The organism is Brevundimonas sp. UBA5936 (assembly GCA_002430835.1).
In the GTDB taxonomy this organism is placed as follows: domain Bacteria; phylum Pseudomonadota; class Alphaproteobacteria; order Caulobacterales; family Caulobacteraceae; genus Brevundimonas.
In genome coordinates, this window is sequence record DJDA01000126.1 from 1 (window position 1) to 17,342 (window position 17,342).

Here is a 17,342-nt window from a genome sequence, read left to right on the forward strand (position 1 = left end):
GGGCCCACCGATCCTACCGGAGAAACGCACTCGAGAACGTCCCTTGGCGAGCCCATCCAGGCCCGGACGGCCGAAGCCGTAGCGCTCCCCCGCATCCATATGATCGTCCAGCCCCTCCGGGTCGTCGATGAGGCCGTGGGCAAGGGCGACGGCGATCGGCTCGACTGACCGGCACAGCGCCTGCGGGGCCTGCGCCCCCTCCACCGTCTGCCCCTGTCAGGGCGGCGGACCGCGCCAGCGCCCGCCCGGCCCCGGCCGCCCGCCCGACTGCGGCGGCCGCTGCTGTTGCTGGCGCGGAAACAGGGCGTCGAAGCGGTCGAACAGGTCGCGCCTGTATTGCTCGGCCAGATCCTTGTCCTGCACGGCGTTGGCCGCCTGACGCAGACGCCCCTTCAGCCCCGCCTTGCGTTCGGGCGTGTCCAGCGGTTCGGCCTCGACCTCACGGCGGAACAGCACCTCGGCGAAGGGCCGGGTCGTCGCCATCGCCTGACGCAGGGCGGGCGCCCCGCGATCGCGCAGGATGTCGTCCGGNNTCCTGCCCGCCCTCCAGCAGGGCGAAGCGGAACGACTTGCCCGGCTTCAACAGCGGCAGCGCCCGCTCGATCGATCGATAGGCGGCGCGCAGGCCCGCCGCGTCGCCGTCGAAACTCAGCACCGGCTCGGACGAGACGCGCCACAGACGCTCCATCTGCTCTTCGGTCAGGGCCGTACCCATCGGCGCGACCGCAGGCAGTCCCGCCCGGTGGCAGGCGATGACGTCCATATAGCCTTCGACGACGATGATGCCCTGCTCGCCCCGGCTCTCGGCGCCCATGATCCGCCGCGCCTCCGGCAGGCCGTAAAGCGTCGCCCCCTTGTGAAACAGCGAAGTCTCCGGCCCGTTCAGATACTTCGCCCGGTCGTCCGGGTTCATCGCCCGGCCGCCGAAGCTGACGATGCGCCCGCGCGCGTCCAGGATCGGGAACATCAGCCGGTCGCGGAAGCGGTCATAGGGCTGGCCGCCCCCTTCCGGCGCGATCAGCATCCCCGCCTCGACCAGATCGCCCGGCCGCGCCCCGCGCTGGACCAGCGCCTGCTTCAGCCCCTCGCGGTCGTTGGGCGCATAGCCCAGGCCGAAACGCTCCCACTGATCCTCGGGCAGGCCGCGCTTTTCGAGATATTCGCGCGCCGCCTTGCCGACGCTGCGGCGCAGATTGGCGGCGAACCACTTCTGAGACAGGTCCATCCAGTCAGCCAGCCCCTGACGCTTCTGCTCGCGCTCGGCGGCCTGAGGGTCTTCGGCAGGCAGCTGCATGCCCGCCTCGCCCGCCAGACGGCTGACCGCCTCGACGAAGCTGAGCCGCTCCGTCTCCTGCAGGAAGCTGATGACGTCGCCGTGCTTGCCCGAGCTGAAATCGTGGAAGAAACCCTTGTCGTCATTGACGAAGAAGCTCGGCGACTTCTCCTTCGAGAAGGGGCTGAGGCCGACGAACTCGCGTCCCTGACGCTTGAGCTTCACCGTCCGCCCGATGATGTCGGACGGCCGAAGGCGGGCCTTCAGCTCCTCGATGAACCGTTCGTCAAATCGCACGCCTGACCTATGCCGTCCGATGGCGGGCAAAGGCCAGCCCTCGCCCGCTCGCCGCGACGACGGCCCCCGACCAAAACGCCGCCTGGGGATAAGTCCGTGGACAACCGCCTGACTTCCTTCTGTCGCACGACTGGGCTTTAAGTCGTTCCAGCCCTGCCGGAGCCCTTGCGATCATGCGCCGATTTCGTCTGCTTGTTCTATTGCTGCTGCCCGCCGTCTTCCTGACGCTCGGCGCCTGCCAGACCATTCCGCGCCCGGCCTTCGACGCCGCCGATCTGGCCGCCGCCAGCCCGCCCTGGCGCTACGACTTCCTGACCCCCGAGGCCCGCGACCGCTTCGTGCGCGAGACGGTCAACACCCAGAACGCCACCCGCGATGGAACCTTCGACATCCTGGCCCTATCCGGCGGCGGGGCCAACGGCGCCTATGGCGCGGGCGTCATGGTCGGCTGGAGCCAGGCCGGAAACCGGCCCCAGTTCGAGGTGGTGACGGGGGTCTCGACCGGCGCCCTGATCGCCCCCTTCGTCTTCGCAGGCCCGCGCTTCGACCCGGCGCTGGAGCACGCCTATACCAGCGGCCAGACCGACGACCTGCTGAAGTCGCGCGGCGTGCTGGCCCTGATGCTGCCCGGCGTGTTCAAGCCCGAGCCCCTGACCAATCTGGTGCTGAACAACATCTCGCCCGAGCTGCTGGCGGCCATCGCCGAGGAGCACCGCAAGGGCCGCCGCCTCTATGTCTCGACCACCAGCCTGGACACCCAGACCCAGGTCGTCTGGGACATGGGCGCCATCGCCCAGCGCAACGACGACGCCTCTCGCCTGCTGTTCGTCAATGTGCTGATCGCCTCAGCCAGCATTCCCGGCGCCTTCCCGCCCGTCCTGCTGGACGTCGAGCATCAGGGGCGCCGCATTCAGGAACTGCACGTCGACGGCGGCACGGTGTCCAGCTTCCTGGTCGTGCCCCAGGCCCTGCTGCTGGAGGCGCCCGACGCCCGCCCCCTGGGCGACGCCCGCATCTGGGTCGTGGTCAACGGCAAGTGGGATCCGCGTTTCGAGGTCTCGCGCATCTCGGCCATCAGCATCGCCGCCCGCAGCTTCGACACCATGATGAAGGCCCTGCAGCGCTCCGACCTGACCGCCATCACCCAGTTCGCCCGCCGCTATGACCTGACCCTGTCGGTGGCGGCCATCCCCGACCACGTCGAGGCCAACACCCTGGACTTCACCCAGGCCCACATGACCGCCCTGTTCCAGGCGGGCGAGAACGAGGCCCAGGCCGGTCGCGCTTTCGAGCGGCGCGTTGATCCGTCGGAACCACGTCAATCCCGCCGCCGCGACAGGGAACAAACGCCGCCGACGGTCGTCATCGCCCCGCCCGTCGGTTAGGAATTGGTTAACCATATTGTCCGCAATGCGGCCACAACCATCTGATTACGAACAATATTTTTCGTATAACAGCGGAACTGTCCACAGAGCCTGTGGATTCTTCCTGCGCCCCTGAGAAGCAGGGGCTGTTCCAGACGGCGCCGCCGCAGACCGCGAACGACGCCGTTGCCAGATGGGTATTCTCATGTTCATCGCCATCGCCCGCCCGGCGGTGGAGCCCCAAGGCCCCGACGCCGTCGCCGTCCCCGGCTCTCCCGCTGTTCCCCTGCTCAAGCCTCGCGCCCTGCACGCCCGCCTGCTGGCCAACGCCGCCCTGCGGCGTCAACGCGGCTGGCTACGTCGGCAGGAGGATCGCAGCGAGGACGCCGACTACTGGCTGCACGCCGCCGTCATCGCCATCGGCAAGGCGGCCGCCTTGCGTCGCGCCGAACCTGCGTCCCTGCCCTAGAAGCTCAACGCAGTTCGGGCAGGCGCCGCGCCAGGGATTCCTTCAGCTTGCGGCCGCGCTCGGACAGGCTCTTGCCCCGGCGCCGTTCGCGCACCTCATAGCCCTGGCCCCAGCGTTCGTGCATGGCGGCCATCAAGGCAGGATGGCGGTCGTACTGGTGCACGATCGCGCTCGTCCCGCCGTCCGGGTTCACGATCCGGCCGTCCGCCAGCGACAGGGTCTCGCTCGACGTCAGGCCGATCGTAGCGATCCGGCCGTAGTTGGCCGCCGCCTCGCCCTCGACCAGGCCCAGATGCAGGGCGATGTTGCAGGCCGCCTGATCGGCCCCGAAGGCGCCGCCGATCTCGGATCGGGGAATGGCCGCCAGCATCAACAGGGTGCGGCAGAAGCGGATCATGCACTCGCGCGGTCCCATGACGGTGCCGACGCAGACGCACGGCTTGTCCGCCAGGGCGCGCGCCACGTCCTCGCCGCCGACGCCGCGCAGATATTTCATGTTGAAGGCGTGCCCCTTCAGGCCCCCGTCGTACTCGACGAAGAATTCCGGCCTGGCGGGCGGCGGATCAAACGGCGGCGCCTGGAAGACCACGTCGCGCACATCGGTCAGCAGCACGCTGCGCGCCCAGGGCCGTTCGCTCATCAGCATGTCGAAGGCGGCGAACCGCTGCATCACCGGATGCGGCCGCCAGGCGCTGTTGCACAGGCACGCAGGCGGCACGGACTCCACGTTATGCTCGGCCAGGAAGGCCAGCAGCTCAGGCTCCTGATCCGTCACCAGCACCACCGGGCCGGCGTAGACCGCGCGCAATGAGCGCACGAAGACCGCCACGTCGGCGGCCTCATACCCTGTGGCGTAGCCCAGGATCAGATCATGCTCGGCCGCCGCAACAGCGAGAGAGGCCCCCCTCTCCCCTGCGATCGCAGCAGAAACCCAACCGAGATAAGCGGACTTCGCTGCGGGAGCCCCCATTTACGCCCTCATGGAATCCACGAAACGCTTGAACAGATAGAGGCTGTCGGTCGGACCCGACGAGGCCTCCGGGTGATGCTGCACGCTGAACACGGGTTTATCCTTCAGCGCAATCCCGCAATTCGTACCATCGAAAAGCGACACATGGGTTTCAACCACGGCCTCGGGCAGACTGTCGCGGTCGACCGAGAACTCGTGGTTCATCGACACGATCTCGACCTTGCCCGTGGTCAGATCCTTGACCGGGTGGTTGGCGCCGTGGTGGCCCTGTTCCATCTTCAGCGTCTTGGCGCCCAGCGCGATGGCCAGCATCTGGTGGCCCAGGCAGATGCCCATCAGCGGCTTGCCGCTGTCCAGCAGCTTCTTGATCTCGGGCACGGCGTATTCGCCGGTCGCGGCCGGATCGCCCGGACCGTTCGACAGAACCACGCCGTCGGGGTTGCGGGCCAGGATGTCCTCGGCCGTGGTCGAGGCGGGGACCACGGTGATCTTCACCCCGGTCGAGGCCAGGGCGCGCAGGATATTGCGCTTCACGCCGTAGTCGACGACCACCACCGACTTGTCGCCGGCCTCGGGCTGGGCGTAGCCGGTCGGCCATTCCCAGGCGCCCTCGGTCCATTCGAAGGCCTGGGTGGTCGAAGCGTCCTTGGCCAGGTCCAGGCCGACCAGGCCCTTCCAGTCGCGCGCCTGGGCCGTCAGGGCCTCCAGGTCGAACTGGCCGTCGGGATCATGGGCGATGACGGCGTGCGGGGCGCCCTTCTCGCGGATCAGCTGGGTCAGGGCGCGGGTGTCGACGCCCGCCAGGCCGATGACGCCGCGCGACTTCATCCAGGTGTCCAGCCCGCCCGAGGCGCGCCAGTTGGCCGGATCGGTCGGCACGTCGCGCAGGATGACGCCGCGCGCCGCGCGCTCGGGCGCCTCGCCGATCTGTTCGACGTCTTCCAGGTTCACGCCGACGTTGCCGATGTGCGGGAAGGTGAAGGCCAGGATCTGGCTCATGTACGACGGGTCGGTCAGGATTTCCTGATAGCCCGTCATCGAGGTGTTGAAGACCACTTCGCCGAGGGCCGAGCCGGTCGCGCCGACGCCGATCCCCGACAGGACCGTTCCATCTGCGAGCACGAGGACGCCGGTGGCGCCGGACAGGATTTGAGTCGTCATGGCGCAGGGCTCCTAGCAGTGAATACGGGCGGACAAACGGCGGCGTCGCTAAAGAGATGAAGAGGCCGTGTCAACACGGCCTCTGATTATGCCGCCTGGAAGCGTCCCTGTCGCTTGCGAACCCACAGCCAGGCCAGACTGGTCACGGCGAAGAAGCCGACGCTAGGCCAGATGTAGCCGCCCGCCGCCGCCGCGACCGCAAAGGCCGAGAACACCGCCCCGCCGACGGCCAGCAGACGCCAGCCCGGCTTGGTCGTCAGCTTCCACAGCGTCACCGAACACAGGGCGTAGAGGCACAGCGTCAGCACCGAGGTCACGCCGATCAGCACGCCGAACTGCTGGCCCAGGGTCGGCTGGGCGCTGGCGATCACCATGGCGCTCATGATGACGCCATTGATCAGGGGGTTGGACAGGGGCGTCCTGCCCTTCTGCGCCCCGCCGAACCAGCGCGGCAGCCACCCGGCCTCGGCCGAGGCGCGCGCTGTCTCGCCGCCCATCATGGTCCAACCCGCAATGGTGCCGGTCGCCTTGATGACGGCGCAGGCCGCCACCAGCCCGGCCACCGAGGCCCCCATGACCCGCGCCACCAGATCGGCGTACGGGCTGGTCGAATGGGCCAGGACATCGGCCGGGATGACGCCGAACACGGCCACGCTGGCCGCCACATAGACGACGAAGGCCAGCAAAACCCCGCCCAGCGAGGCGCGGCCCACGTCGGTCGCCGGATTCTTCACCTGACTGGACAGGGCCGCCGCGCTCTCGACGCCCAGGAAGGCCCAGAAGATCACGGCCAGCGAGGCCGGAACCGTCTTCATCAGCGGTTCGCCCGCCGGGCTCCAGGAGGCGACGAAGGTGTCGCCGCTGAAGGCGATGACGCCGGCGATGATGGCCAGACCGATCGGAATCAGCCCCAGCACCAGGGTGATCGCCCCGAACCGCGCCGCCGTCTTCGACCCCGCCGCATAGGCCGCGGTCGTCAGCCAGATCAGCGCCAGATTGCTGAGCGCGCCCCACATCGGCTCCTTCAGCGCCGGAAAGAAGAAGGCCAGATAGCCGGTCCCCGCCACCGCCACGGCGACATTGCCGGTCAGGCAGGCCGCCCAATAGGCCAGCCCCGTCTGATAGCCCAGAAACCGCCCCAGACCGCGCCGGGCGAAGTCCGACAGGCCATCGGCCTCCGGCTGCATCCGCCCCAGACCGCCGAACACCAGCGCCAGGGTCACGGCTCCGATGCCGCAGACGATCCAGCCGATGATGCTCGAGCTGCCGGTCGGCGCCAGGGTGGCGGGCAACAGGTAGACGCCCGATCCGATCATATTCCCCGCCACCACAAGGGCGGCCAGGCCCCAGCCGATACGGTGCGAGGGTTCAGGCAGGATGTCGACTTGGCTCATGCTCGCCGCATAGACCGAAATGTCGCAGCCGTCGCCCTCAAGATTTCCCCGCCTTCCCTTCAGGATGAGCGGGGATAGGAACCATGCTAATGCCCCGGCCAGAAGTTCTGGAGCCTCCCCCATGCCCGTCACCACGGTCGGCCTCGATGCCGACGACACCCTCTGGCACAATGAGACCATCTTCCGCCTGAGCCAGAAGCGGTTCGCCGAACTGCTGGCCGACCACGCCGAAGAGCCGGTGATGATGGACCGCCTGGCCCAGGTCGAGCGGCGCAACCTGCGGCTCTATGGCTACGGCGTGAAGGGCTTCACCCTGTCGATGCTGGAGACGGCGATGGAGCTGTGCGACGGCTCGGCCCCGCCCCACATCGTGCGCGAAATCCTGGCCGCCGGCCGCGAGATGCTGGTCCACCCGGTCGAGACCCTACCCGGCGTCGACGAAACCCTAGCCGAACTGGCAGAGAACTACCGCCTGGTGCTCGTGACCAAGGGCGACCTGATGGACCAGGAGCGCAAGCTGGCGGCCTCGGGCCTGGGCGAGCTGTTCGCCGCCGTCGAGATCGTGTCGGAGAAGGACCGCTCGACCTATGACCGCGTCTTCGCCCGCCACGGCTCAGGCGCGGCCGAGGCGGTGATGGCCGGCAACTCCATGAAGTCCGACGTCCTGCCCGCCATCGAGGCCGGTGCCTGGGCGGCGCACATCCCCTACCACATCACCTGGGCCCACGAACTGGCCGACGCGCCGGAGGGCAACGCCCGCTACGTCAGCCTCAGCCGCATCGCCGAACTGCCCGACTGGATCGCCGCGATCGACCAGGAGTAGCGGTTTCAGCTCAGACGTACCCCAGAAGACGGCGCAGACCCGGCGCGTGAAAATCGACCAGCTCTTTTTGCTGTTCAGGCAGCGACTTAGGAAAGGCCATGCCGTCCGGCAGCTTCAGGTTTTCGCGCGCCGTCCTACTTTGCCTACGATCGGAGCCGATACGCACGCGCTCACGCCAGTCGCCTGGCCGATCAATGCCGCACGCATCAAGCAAGGCGCCGAAATACGCCTCGGCGGCCTCCGATTCTAGGTCCGAAAGGGCGCCGAGTATGTCCTCGTAGCGTACCAGATACACCCCGGTTCCCAACCAGGCGGCGGCATTGTGCGTGTAGACGTCCGCCAGGGCCGGCGTCTTTCCATGCAAGCCGAAGATCATAAAATTCAGCAGCATGGTCGGATTGAAGACGCCGGACTTCAAATGCTCGAGATTGTCCTGGTGAAAGGCGTCCGAGACAAAGAAACGCGCCCGAGCCAGAACCCAGTCATAGGGGTCGCGGACAAGCAGAATGTGACGCGCGGTTCGCACATTCGCGGCCGCCTGGTCGCTAAAAAGCAGATGGGCGGCGCACAGCTTAGGCCGGTGCGGATTGAACGCCTCCAGATGCAGATGCATGTTCGGAATTTGAATGAAATCGGCGTCATAATGCTGCTCAACAGGCACAAACATCCGGATGATGTTTCTGAGCAGATGCGTTCCGCCTTTGGGCACGCTGTTGAGCATGACCGGCTGTTTAAGAGAAACCTGATCGAAACGCGCCACGTCCTGATTCAACGTGTCTGCAATCCCTGTGATAATCGCCATCTTTTCCCCCGCAGCGGCCAGGTCAAACGCCCGCCATACGCGCACACGTTCCTAATCCAGATAAAAATAGGGCGGCAAGGTATAACCTCGCCGCCCCGCATGTTTTAAGTCCTTAAATTTCCGTCAGATCAGAAGGACTTGCTGATCCGGACAAAGACGCGGCGTCCGTAGTAGGCCTCGTTATACTGCGAAGCCAGAACCGAGTTGCCGACTGTCGAGTACTCGCCGATCGCGGTCGAAGCCGCCGGCGGCTTTTCATCGAACAGGTTCGCGACGCCGCCAATGAGCTTCCAGTTGTCGAAATCATAGCCGAGCGAAGCGCTGTGGAAGCCGGTGAACTCAGCATGCGCCTTCACCGCAACCGTACGGCCGTCAATGGTCAGGTTCGGCGAACCATTGCCTGCCAGGAACTCGCCGAAGCTGTCCTGCTTGCCGATCCAGTCGAAGCCCCAGAAGGCCGTCCAAGGCCCGCGTTGGAACGACAGGTTGATGTTGCCGACCAACTCAGGATAGCCGACCTCACCCAGCGGATTCTCGATATTGTCCGCAAACATCGCGGTTTGGTTCTCAAGCGTCCACGTCGTCTGGCTGTCGATCGTCAGTTCGCCCCAGCGCGTATCCTGGACGTAGCGGACGGTGAAGTCCAAGCCACGATTGTTCTGCTTGGCGACGTTGATGAAGCTGTCGCGCACCTGCGTGATGCCCAGATTCGGATCACGATCGAACTGGTTGCAGATCGGGTCGGTCGGGAAGTTGTCCGACAGATAGCAGGCCCGCAGAATGCCGCCGGCGCCCAGAGAATCCACCTGATCTTCGATCTCGATGTCGAAGTAATCGACAGCCAGGCTCAGACCGCTGTTCGGCGGCGTGATGACCACGCCCAGAACCGTGGCCTTGGAGGTTTCCGGCGTCAGGACGCCTAGACCGCCGCCCGTCACGATCTCCGAAGAGGAATTGCCGCCCGTATAGTCACCGGCCACGCCGCCGCCAGGTCCGGCCGTGCTCGTGCAGTTGTTGTAGAGCTTTTGCGTGACCGAACCGTCTGCCAGACGTTGATCTAGATTCAGGCAGGGGTCGATGTTTCGTTGGCCCAGGTAGCTGGTCTGGTCGGCGAGGTAGAGCTCGAACAGCGCCGGGGCACGGAAGGATGTGCCATGCGTCGCACGGAAGCGGACGGCATCGTTCACCGACCAATTCAGGCCGATCTTATAAGTCGAGGCGTCGCCCGACGTCTTCGTATCGGTGTAGCGACCCGACAGCGACAGATCGAGCTCCTGAACGAACGGGGCGTCCTTCAGCAGCGGCACGCCCAGTTCGGCGTAGACCTCGCGGGTATCCTCCGTCCCCTTGGTGACGCCTGCACCGGTCAGGCCCCAGCTGTTGCTCGCCAGCGTGATTTCGCCCGGCGTGTCATTGATCTCATCGCGACGAATATGGAAGCCGAGAGCGAGGCCGAGCGGCCCGGCGGGCAGATCCATCAGCGTGCCGCCGATAGAGCCCTCAGCATAGACCTGTTCATAGACCGTCGTGCCGGTCTCACGATCCAGCAGGAAGGCGCGTTCTTCCGCCGTAAGGTCGCCCCGCAGGACGCGCGGGTCCGCGAAGTTCATGTCGATGCACTTGCGACCGCTGACCGCCAGCGTCTGGCCGACGCAGCTTTCCGTCTTGAAGTTGGTCGACTCGAGCGCGTCCTTCAGGATCACATCCGAGGTGTATTCACCGTCAGAGCGGCTGTACTGCGCGAAGACATCCCACTTCCAGTTGTTGGAGAACAACCGCAGATCGCCACGGACGCCCGCAACGCCGCGAATATAATCCACGCGCTGCGACTGGTCGAAGTGGTCCGTGACGGGAGTCGGGCTCAGATAGTAGTCGCCGGTGAAGCCGTTGACCGGGTCGCCGCCCCCCCCCATTCCCGTCGAGGTATAGGTATAGTTCCAGAACTGGCGATAGCTGTCCGTCCGGCTTTCACGGCGGTTCAGCAGGAATTCACCGTAGAGTTCCACGCCGCCGACTTCATAGGCGCCGTCGATGAACGCCGTGTAGCGCTCGACTTCTGGGATGATCGATTCTTCGCGAGCGAAGGGATGGCTGGCATTGACGACGCCGCGCGAGGCTGGGTCGTAGTTCACCAGGTAGAAGCCCGAGGGCGCGCCAGGATACTGGGCGCTGACGGCGGGATTGGTCGGACGCACAGGAATATGTTGGCCCAGATCGCCGTCATAGTCGTATTGGAAGCGGCCGGCGCGGCCGACGAAGCCCGGACCATAGACGTAAACTTGGCCCCACAGGGTGTCGTTGCAGGTCGGTTGCCCGGTGCGTGGGTCGATACGGTCCGCCCGATTCTTGGTGCCGGGCTCGAAGACGAACTGGTTCTTACAAATCAGATAGTCGCGGTCCCCCGCGCGCAACGCCTCCTGGCGATAGTAGTCGCCCGAGATGCTGATGTGACCGCGATCGAAGCGCTTACCGAATGAGCCCGAGATGTTGTACTGCTCGCCGCCGCCATCGATGGGCGCCGTGGCGAACACGCTCATCTGGCCGCCGTCGCGGCCCCGCTCAGTGATCAGATTGACCACGCCGGCGACTGCGTCCGAGCCATAAATCGAGGAAGCGCCGTCCTTCAGGACGTCAATGCGGTTGATGGCCGACTGCGGAATGACGTTCAAGTCGAAGGCGGACACGCTGCCTCGCGTACCAGCCGGACCGGCGCGACGGCCGTTCAACAACACCAAGGTGCGATTCGCGCCCAAGCCGCGCAACGAGATCGTCGCCGCGCCCGGCCCGCCGTCCGTGACGAAGGCGCTGGAAATGGTCGAGTTCACCTGCGGCGCCCCTGCGGCGACCGTCGACGACTGCAGCATCTGAGCTGTATCGCTCAGGCCGCGCGCCTGCGCGCGCTCGCTGGTCAAAACTTGTACTGGCGACGCGCTCGTGAACTCGTTGCGAGGAATGCGCGATCCGGTAACGACGATATGCTCAACCTGAGTGGCTTGCTCTTCGCTTGCCGCGGGCTCCGGCGTCGTCTGGGCAACGGCCGGAACCGTGACCAACATGGCGGCGAGGACGCCTCCCGCCAGCGATGAAGTTTCACGCAAACGCATTTTGACGGCCATTACAGCCCCTTCCTAAACTATCGACGCCGCGCCCCCCGCAAACCCTCCAGCTGCCGAGAACGCCGCAATTCGAACATGCAAACAGCGTTTTTTGGCAAACATCACGCATAAAAAAGCCATGAACGCGACACAAACGTCACCTTCGATCGCCTGCGTGACAAACTCGCCACAGAAGATGCGAAACGCTCGCATATCTAGGCCCTTGCCCCCCGGCCCCTCCCTCTCTAAACGGGCCGCTTAACCGACAACCTGAACGGATCGGCCGCGAGCACGCTCGCGCCCGTCCGTCTGCGCGCGTGGAGACCGCCGCCCTGACCAGCCACGAAGAAAAGGACGCCATGGTGCGCGCCGCGCTCGCAGAGCAGGGCGACAGCGGGATCACTCCGCGCCATACGCTATTCTACTTCTACGGCGAGGAAGAGGCGCACGGCGACCTGTGCGAGGTGGCCCGCCGTGCGGGCTTCCTGACGCGGGGCCAGGGCGACATGACCGTCCTGGAGACCACCATGCCGGTCGACGAGGCGTCGTTTTCGCCTGTGTCGGCCATGATGCAAACCTGGGCCGCGGCCTTCCAGCTCGACTACGACGGCTGGGAGTGCGCGGTCGTGACGAACTGAGTAGACGCCGATGCCCAAGCGCACAGACATCCAGTCCATCCTGATCATCGGCGCAGGGCCGATCGTCATCGGCCAGGCGTGTGAGTTCGACTATTCCGGCGTTCAGGCCTGCAAGGCGCTGAAGGCCGAGGGCTACCGGGTCATCCTGGTCAACTCGAACCCCGCCACCATCATGACCGACCCGGAGGTGGCCGACGCCACCTATATCGAGCCGATCACGCCCGAGATGGTCGAGAAGATCATCGCCAAGGAGAAGCCGGACGCCTTGCTGCCCACCATGGGCGGCCAGACGGCGCTGAACACGGCCCTGGCCCTGAACGCCTCGGGCGCCCTGGCCCGTCATGGCGTCGAGATGATCGGCGCCAAGGCCGAGGTCATCGACAAGGCCGAGGACCGTCAGAAGTTCCGCGACGCGATGGACAAGCTGGGTCTGGAATCGCCCCGCTCGCGCGCCATCCACCACATTGAAGAAGCCGACGACGCCCTGGCCTTCGTGGGCCTGCCCGCCATCATCCGCCCGTCGTTCACCCTGGCCGGCACCGGCGGCGGCATCGCCTACAACGTCGAGGAATTCCACGAGATCGTGGAGCGCGGCCTCGACCTGTCGCCGACCACCGAAGTGCTGATCGAGGAGTCGGTGCTGGGCTGGAAGGAATATGAGATGGAGGTCGTCCGCGATCATGCGGACAACTGCATCATCATCTGCTCGATCGAAAACATCGACCCGATGGGCGTCCACACCGGCGACAGCATCACCGTCGCCCCGGCCATGACGCTGACGGACAAGGAATACCAGATGATGCGCGCGGCCTCGATCGCCGTGCTGCGCGAGATCGGGGTCGAGACGGGCGGCTCGAACGTCCAGTTCGCGGTCAACCCCAAGGACGGCCGTCTGGTCGTCATCGAGATGAACCCGCGCGTGTCGCGCTCCTCGGCGCTGGCGTCCAAGGCCACCGGATTCCCGATCGCCAAGATCGCCGCCAAGCTGGCCGTCGGCTATACGCTGGACGAGCTGAAGAACGACATCACCATGGTCACTCCGGCCAGCTTCGAGCCGGCCATCGACTATGTCGTCACCAAGATCCCGCGCTTCGCCTTCGAGAAATATCCGGGCTCAGAGCCGTCGCTGACCACGGCGATGAAGTCGGTCGGCGAGGTGATGGCCATCGGCCGCACCTTCCAGGAATCCATGCAGAAGGCCCTGCGCGGGCTCGAGACGGGCCTGAACGGCTTCGACGACATCGAGATCGACGGCGTGGCCGGCGCCGAGGACGACGCCGCGATCAAGGCCGCCGTCATCCGCGCCCTGGGCCTGCCGACGCCGGACCGCATCCGCGTCATCGCCCAGGCCTTCCGCCACGGCCTGACGGTGGAAGAAGTTCAGGCCGCCTGCGCCTATGAGCCGTGGTTCCTGCGCCAGATCGCCGACCTGATCCGCACCGAGGGCCACGTCCGCGTTCAGGGCCTGCCCACGGACGCGACCGACTTCCGCAAGCTAAAGGCCAAGGGCTTCTCCGACGCCCGTCTGGGCGCCCTGACCGGCAAGACCGAGGGCGAGGTCCGCAAGGCCCGCCGCGCGCTGGCCGTGCGCCCGGTGTTCAAGCGCATCGACACCTGCGCCGCCGAGTTCGCCTCCGCCACCGCCTATATGTATTCGACCTATGAGACCGGCGCGCTCGGTCAGATCCCGGCCTGCGAGGCCGAGGTGTCGGACCGCAAGAAGGCCGTCATCCTGGGCGGCGGTCCGAACCGCATCGGTCAGGGCATTGAGTTCGACTACTGCTGCTGCCACGCGGCCTTCGCCTTCGACGACATCGGCGTCGAGAGCATCATGGTCAACTGCAACCCCGAGACGGTCTCGACCGACTACGACACCTCCGACCGCCTGTATTTCGAACCGCTGACGGCCGAGGACGTGCTGGAGCTGATCGACGTCGAACGCTCCAAGGGCGAGCTGCTGGGCGTCGTCGTCCAGTTCGGCGGCCAGACCCCGCTGAAGCTGGCCCATGCGCTTCAGGAAGACGGCGTGCCGATCCTGGGCACCAGCGTCGACAGCATCGACCTGGCCGAGGACCGCGAGCGCTTCCAGCAGATGCTGCAAGCCATCGGCCTGCAACAGCCGCCCAACGCCCTGGCCCGCTCGGCCGAGGAAGCCGCGATCAAGGCCGAGGAGGTCGGCTATCCGATCGTCCTGCGCCCCTCCTACGTTCTGGGCGGCCGCGGCATGATGATCGTCCACGATCGCGAGGGTCTGGACCGCTACGTCGGCGAGGCCATGCGCGTCTCGGGCGACGACCCCGTCCTGATCGACCACTATCTGAACCGCGCCACCGAGGTGGACGTCGACGCCCTGTGCGACGACGAGACCGTCTTCGTCGCGGGCGTGCTGGAGCATATCGAGGAAGCTGGCGTCCACTCGGGCGACAGCGCCTGCTCCATGCCGCCCTTCTCCCTGCGCCCGGAAACCGTGGCCGAGCTGAAGCGTCAGACCACCGCCATGGCCAAGGCCCTGAAGGTGCGCGGCCTGATGAACGTGCAGTTCGCCATCGAGGAGCCGCACAGCGAGAACCCGCGCATCTTCGTGCTGGAAGTGAACCCGCGCGCCAGCCGCACGGCGCCCTTCGTGGCCAAGACCATCGGCCAGCCGGTCGCCGCCATCGCCGCCAAGGTCATGGCCGGGGTTCCGCTGTCCTCCTTCGGCCTGGTCGACAAGCAACTGGACCACATCGCGGTCAAGGAAGCCGTCTTCCCCTTCGCCCGCTTCGCCGGGGTCGACACCATCCTGGGCCCGGAAATGCGCTCGACCGGCGAGGTCATGGGTCTCGACTGGAAGCGTGAGGGCGAGGCCGATCTGGCCCCGGCCTTCGCCCGCGCCTTCGCCAAGTCCCAGACCGGCGGCGGCACCATCCTGCCGACCGAGGGCACGGCCTTCGTCTCGGTGCGCGACGCCGACAAGCCCTTCATCGTCGAGGCGGTGAAGACCCTGCTGGCGCAAGGCTTCGCCGTCATCGCCACCGGCGGCACCCACACATATCTGACTGAACAGGGCCTTGAGGTCGGTCTGGTCAAGAAGGTGCTGGAAGGCCGTCCGAACATTGTCGACGCCATGAAGAACGGCGAGGTCCAGCTGGTCTTCAACACCACGGACGGCAAGCAGGCCCTGGCCGACAGCTTCTCGATCCGCCGCACGGCGCTGATGATGAAGATCCCCTACTACACCACGGCGTCCGGCTCCCTGGCCGCCGCACAAGGCATCGCCGCCGTCCGCCACGGCGAAATGGATGTGCGCCCGATCCAGAGCTACAACTGAGATCAGGCTCCCACCTGAAGAAAGGCCCCCGGCGAGCGATCGCCGGGGGCTTTTTCGTGGCCCCGCCTAGGCTCCGCCATCACCCTATAGTCGCATCCTCGGGCTTGGCCCGAGGGTGACGGCGGGAAGGTGAACGCCCGTCCCCGGTTGCCCCCTTCCCACCAGCGGCTAAGGTCGCGCCTGACAACGGAGGGGACGCCATCATGAAGAAGACCACGCTCACCGCTATCCTGGCCGCCGTTCTGGCGGCCGGTTCCGCGCCCGCCATCGCCCAGGACGCGGGGCTAAAGGCGGCGGTCAAGGCGGACTATGACGCCAACCTGGCCAGCCTGTTCGACCACTTCCACCGCAACCCCGAACTGTCCGGCCTCGAAGTCCAGACCGCCGCCCGCATGGCGCAGGAGCTGCGCGCCCTCGGCTATGACGTCACCACCGGCGTCGGCGGCACGGGCGTGGTCGCCGTCCTGCGCAACGGCCCCGGCCCCACGGTCATGATCCGCGCCGACATGGACGGCCTGCCGGTCGAGGAGAAGTCGGGCCTCGCCAACGCCTCCACCGCCCGCCAGGTCGACAGCGACGGGGTGGAAAAGCCCGTCATGCACGCCTGCGGCCACGATGTGCACATCACCGCACTGGTCGGCACGGCGCGTCAGATGCAGGCGCGCAAGGCCAACTGGTCCGGCACGCTCGTCCTGATCGCCCAGCCGGCCGAGGAGCGCATCTTCGGCGCCCGCGCCATGGTCGAGGACGGCCTCTACTCCCGCTTCCCCAAGCCGGACTACGCCCTCGCCTTCCACGTCTCGGCCGACACCCCGACCGGCAAGATCGAGGCGCCGCTGGGCATCACCTCGTCCAGTTCGGACAGCGTGGACATCGCCGTCCACGGCGTCGGCACGCACGGCGCCTCGCCGCACATGGGGGTCGATCCCATCCTGGTCGCCTCGCACATCGTGGTGGCGCTGCAGTCCCTGCGCAGCCGCGAGACCAATCCGCTGGAGGGCGCCGTGGTCACGGTCGGCGCCATTCGCGGCGGCATCAAGCACAACATCATCTCGGACCGCGTGGACCTGCAGCTGACCGTCCGCGCCGACAGCCCCGAGGTGCGCGCCCAGCTGCTGGACGGCATCGACCGCATCGCCCGCAACACGGCCCTGGCCCTGGGCGTGCCCGACGACAAGCTGCCGACCGTGGTGCGTTCGCCCCTGGAGAACACCCCGCCGACCATCAACGACACCGAGACAGCCGCCCGCGTGCGCGCCGCCCTGATGGCGGGCCTGGGCGACGACGTGCTGATCGACAAGCCGCGCGGCGGCATGGGCGCCGAGGACTTCGCCTATTTCGTCACCCCCGAAAGCGGAGTGAAGGGCGTCTATTTCAGCGTCGGCGGCACCCCGCCCGCACAGGTGGACGACGCCCCCGGCCACCACTCGCCCCTGTTCCGCATCACGCCCGAGCCGGCCGTGACCCTGGGCGTCGAAGGCTCGGTCCTGGCCGCCGAGGCCCTGATGCCCAAACGCTAGGCAAGAGGCGCTGAACCCGGCGGCGTCCCGGCCGTTCCTCTGAGGAATCCCGCTTCCAGAGGAAACGCCGCCCATGCCCCTGTCTCGCCTTTCCACCCTGCTGGGCGGCCTGCTGCTGTCACGCCGAGGCCGCAGCCTGGCCGCCCGCCACGCGGGCAAGATCGCCCTGGCGACCCTGGCCTGGCGGCTGTGGAAGAGCCGCCGCGCGCCGGTCCAGGGCGCGCCG

11 protein-coding genes and 1 pseudogene are annotated in these 17,342 nt (G+C 66.8%); 6 read left to right on the forward strand and 6 right to left on the reverse strand.

Going from position 1 to position 17,342, the window contains the following annotated elements; genetic code table 11:
* A pseudogene (gene dnaG / locus B2Y21_RS12865) lies at nt 1-1,570 on the reverse strand (DNA primase); the annotation flags it as partial.
* 173 nt (nt 1,571-1,743) lie between these two features.
* Here dnaG and B2Y21_RS12870 point away from each other — a divergent pair.
* Together B2Y21_RS12870 and B2Y21_RS12875 are read left to right on the forward strand one after the other, a co-directional pair.
* Nucleotides 1,744-2,955 carry a patatin-like phospholipase family protein gene (locus B2Y21_RS12870; protein WP_292060257.1) on the forward strand — a complete coding sequence of 404 codons (1,212 nt, stop codon included), beginning with the start codon at nt 1,744-1,746 and terminating at the stop codon, nt 2,953-2,955.
* 172 nt (nt 2,956-3,127) lie between these two features.
* Nucleotides 3,128-3,403 carry a hypothetical protein gene (locus B2Y21_RS12875; protein WP_292060258.1) on the forward strand — a complete coding sequence of 92 codons (276 nt, stop codon included), beginning with the start codon at nt 3,128-3,130 and terminating at the stop codon, nt 3,401-3,403.
* A gap of 4 nt (nt 3,404-3,407) precedes the next feature.
* On the opposite strand, the gene B2Y21_RS12880 is transcribed toward B2Y21_RS12875, so the two are convergent.
* The 3 genes from B2Y21_RS12880 to B2Y21_RS12890 form a co-directional block, all read right to left on the reverse strand.
* Nucleotides 3,408-4,373, reverse strand: coding sequence for a hypothetical protein (locus B2Y21_RS12880; protein WP_292060259.1), 966 nt, complete (start codon nt 4,371-4,373; stop codon nt 3,408-3,410).
* A complete protein-coding gene (gene carA, locus B2Y21_RS12885) occupies nt 4,374-5,534 on the reverse strand; it encodes a glutamine-hydrolyzing carbamoyl-phosphate synthase small subunit (protein ID WP_292060260.1) in 1,161 nt (386 codons plus the stop codon).
* A gap of 86 nt (nt 5,535-5,620) precedes the next feature.
* Nucleotides 5,621-6,928, reverse strand: coding sequence for an amino acid permease (locus B2Y21_RS12890; RefSeq protein WP_292060261.1), 1,308 nt, complete (start codon nt 6,926-6,928; stop codon nt 5,621-5,623).
* 121 nt (nt 6,929-7,049) lie between these two features.
* Between B2Y21_RS12890 and B2Y21_RS12895 the strand changes: the two genes are divergently transcribed.
* Nucleotides 7,050-7,751 carry an HAD family hydrolase gene (locus B2Y21_RS12895; RefSeq protein ID WP_292060262.1) on the forward strand — a complete coding sequence of 234 codons (702 nt, stop codon included), beginning with the start codon at nt 7,050-7,052 and terminating at the stop codon, nt 7,749-7,751.
* 10 nt (nt 7,752-7,761) lie between these two features.
* Here B2Y21_RS12895 and B2Y21_RS12900 read toward each other — a convergent pair whose 3' ends face one another.
* Together B2Y21_RS12900 and B2Y21_RS12905 are read right to left on the reverse strand one after the other, a co-directional pair.
* A complete protein-coding gene (locus B2Y21_RS12900; protein WP_292060263.1) occupies nt 7,762-8,553 on the reverse strand; it encodes a hypothetical protein in 792 nt (263 codons plus the stop codon).
* A gap of 128 nt (nt 8,554-8,681) precedes the next feature.
* The gene (locus B2Y21_RS12905; protein WP_349679424.1) at nt 8,682-11,669 is read right to left on the reverse strand and encodes a TonB-dependent receptor plug domain-containing protein; all 2,988 of its coding nucleotides are present in this window, start codon (nt 11,667-11,669) and stop codon (nt 8,682-8,684) included.
* Nucleotides 11,670-11,965: 296 nt separating this feature from the next.
* Here B2Y21_RS12905 and B2Y21_RS12910 point away from each other — a divergent pair, with 296 nt between their 5' ends.
* From B2Y21_RS12910 to B2Y21_RS12920, 3 genes are all read left to right on the forward strand, one after another.
* Nucleotides 11,966-12,286, forward strand: a complete 321-nt coding sequence (locus B2Y21_RS12910) for a ribonuclease E inhibitor RraB (protein WP_003166071.1) — start codon at nt 11,966-11,968, stop codon at nt 12,284-12,286.
* A gap of 10 nt (nt 12,287-12,296) precedes the next feature.
* Nucleotides 12,297-15,596: a carbamoyl-phosphate synthase large subunit gene (carB, locus tag B2Y21_RS12915; protein ID WP_292060265.1), complete on the forward strand. Its 3,300-nt coding sequence runs from the start codon at nt 12,297-12,299 to the stop codon at nt 15,594-15,596.
* 203 nt (nt 15,597-15,799) lie between these two features.
* Complete coding sequence (locus B2Y21_RS12920; RefSeq protein ID WP_292060266.1) at nt 15,800-17,116, forward strand: amidohydrolase; 1,317 nt, start codon at nt 15,800-15,802, stop codon at nt 17,114-17,116.
* The last annotated feature ends 226 nt before the right edge of the window (nt 17,117-17,342 follow it).